The sequence below is a fragment of the Dolichospermum circinale AWQC131C genome (genome assembly GCF_000426905.1).
GTDB classification, from domain to species: domain Bacteria; phylum Cyanobacteriota; class Cyanobacteriia; order Cyanobacteriales; family Nostocaceae; genus Dolichospermum; species Dolichospermum circinale.
Map to the genome: position 1 here is coordinate 162,506 of NZ_KE384623.1, position 2,630 is coordinate 165,135.

General features: G+C 35.3%; 3 protein-coding genes and 1 pseudogene. All 4 read left to right on the forward strand.

Annotation, left to right across the window (positions count from 1 at the left end):
• Positions 1–181 (forward strand): tetratricopeptide repeat protein (locus tag ACIR131C_RS26820; protein WP_231395470.1); only part of this gene is annotated, 181 nt, incomplete at its 5' end.
• Positions 177–335: pseudogene (locus ACIR131C_RS26125) on the forward strand (aminotransferase class I/II-fold pyridoxal phosphate-dependent enzyme); the annotation flags it as partial. The gene ACIR131C_RS26820 and the pseudogene ACIR131C_RS26125, both read left to right, overlap by 5 nt.
• Before the next feature lie 56 nt (positions 336–391).
• Positions 392–1,750, forward strand: coding sequence for an ATP-binding protein (locus ACIR131C_RS0115060; protein ID WP_028090870.1), 1,359 nt, complete (start codon positions 392–394; stop codon positions 1,748–1,750).
• Positions 1,743–2,630, forward strand: an 888-nt coding sequence (locus ACIR131C_RS26130) for a tetratricopeptide repeat protein (protein ID WP_196811778.1), incomplete at its 3' end; no start/stop codon positions are given. The genes ACIR131C_RS0115060 and ACIR131C_RS26130, both read left to right, overlap by 8 nt.

Consider the following 2,630-nt stretch of genomic DNA (forward strand, 5'->3'; position numbering starts at 1 on the left):
GCACCAATTAGCTGGTATCTACGCCGATACAGGAAAAATAGAAGAAGCGATCGCCCACTACCAGCAGTCTTTAGAAATCAAAGAAAGCATTGGTAATGTCCAAGGTAAAGCCGCGACTTTGCACCAATTAGCTGGTATCTACGCCAATACAGGAAAAATAGAAGAAGCGATCGCCCAGTAAAGCCTTGGGGAGTTTGGGTGGATATGTCGCTGGTAGCCTTCCTCTCATTGACTTTTTACGCAATCGCGCCCCTAGTTGGATTTATACTACAGCCCTGTCTCCCGCAGATACAGCCGCCGCAATGGCCGCCATTAAAATTGTCCAAGCAGAACCAATTTTTTCTGTTAGAATGTACCTTTGTAGTCATCTATATAAATTATTATCTTGATAATGAACTCCTTTCCTCCTAACCGCGCTACTAATCTCAAAGCTGCTTTTCGTGCTTGTGATGTTGCTCCTCTAGCAGCAACAGATATTGATCGCTATTATGTTGATTTATCAAAAGTTCGCAAAACGGAAGCAATTGAAAGTATCAACACTCGCTTAGACTTTCTTGAACCTGGGGAATTTTGTAGCTTATTATTTACTGGACATCGGGGATGTGGCAAAAGCACTGAATTAAAACGAATTCAGAAAAAATGGGAAACTGAATATAAAATTATTTATATAGAAGCCGATGCAGAATTAGATATTTTAGACGCAGAATATACAGATTTATATTTAGTAATTATCAAAAAAGTTGCTGAGGAATTGCAGAAATTAAAATTAAATTTTGATAATCAGCTTTTGCAAAGTTTTGAATCTTGGTTTAAAGAAATAACTCAAGAAAATGAACAAACAGTGGAAAAATCAGTCAGTGCGACGGCTGAAGCGGAAGCAGGAATAACAATTCCCTTTCTTTCTAAGTTATTAGGCAAGATTCAAGCTCAAATTAAAGGTGCTGATAAGCAAAAAATTATAATTCGTCAAAATTTACAGAAAAATATCGGTCGCTTACAGGCAGACATAAATCTATTATTGGGCAATGCTTCCACTAAACTAAGAGAAAAATATAAAAGGTCTCAAGAATATCAAAAAGGTTTTCTGATTATTTTTGATAACTTAGACAGAATACCGCCCAATGTAGCCAAACATTTATTTTGTGATTATGCTGCTCAATTACAAAATATACATTGTACAACTATTTACACAGCCCCAATTTCTATAGTTTATTCTGAAAATAATCTCACCAATTCCTTCGATACCCCTAATATTGTACCGATGGTAAATATCTATGAATTTGATAAAAATAATGTGAATCTACAACATAATCAAAATAGTCTCAAAGCAATTGCTAGTGTAGTTGAACAACGAGTTAATATAGATGCAGTATTTGAATCTCGACAGCTATTGTCAGAATTAGCTGAAGCGAGTGGTGGTCATGTACGTCAGTTAATGCAAATAGCATCACAAGCATTTATCACAGCAGCAACTCGCGGTCATAGTAAGGTTAATGATGATGATCTTACCTATGCTATTAAACAAGAACAATTTAATTTTGAGCGGAGTATTTCTACAGCTTACTATCCTGATTTAGCTGCGGTGTGTGTAAATAAAGATGTTTCTAAAGATGAACTCTCCAGGTTAATGTTATTTAACCTTTGGGTTTTTGAATATAACGGCAAAAATCGCTGGAATTATGTTAACCCCGTTGTGAGGAAAATCAATGCTCTCCAAGAAGCAATCACATCACCTACAAACAATGCCTGAAGTGAATTTAGAAACCTCAGCTTTTATGCAAATTAATCAACAGTCATTAGGGGAACTGTTGACATTTGTTGATTTTGCTGATGAGAAGCTCACAATTGGATTTGTTGCTGTCAACTTTGCTAAAGATAGAAATGCTTTAATTGAAATTCTTAAAAATCATCATCAATGTCAAGATATTCAGTTTGTGATTTGCAACTTTGCTGATGCAAATTTACGATTTTTACGAGATGCTATTTTTGAAGAACTACAAAAAATCCCAAGAGAAGAAAATAAAAAATTAGTCTTAATTATTATTGGGTTAGAAAAATCTATTGGGTTATTTGGTGAATATCCTGCCGTACTCCAAGACCTAAATTTTATTCGGGATGCTTTTACAAATAGTGTTCCTCACCCAATACTGATTTTTTTACAAGATGATGCACTAAAACGTTTAGCACAATACGCCCCAGATTTTTGGGCATGGAGAAAGGGAGTTTTTTATTTTCAAACAGCCCAATCTACTAGAGAGTTAGCAATTGACATAACTCTTAATTCTGAAAGAATATTAGAAAGTTTAGATTTACCTGAAAAGCAAGAACGCATTGATTTACTGGAACGCTTGCTGATGGAACCAGGAACAGATAAAAACAATCGGATTAATATTTTGCGGGAGTTAGGGGTAGCTTACAGAAGTATTGGTGAGATAAAAAAAGCAGAGAATGTTTTATTGGATGCTTTGAACTCGATTGATAACGATGAAAATTTAATCAGCAAGAAAGCAAATGTACTCCATGAATTAGCTATAATCTACACCAACACAGGAAAAATAGAGGAAGCAATCGCCCACTACCAGCAGTCTTTAGAAATTGAAGAAAGCATTGGTAATGTCCAAGGTAAAGCC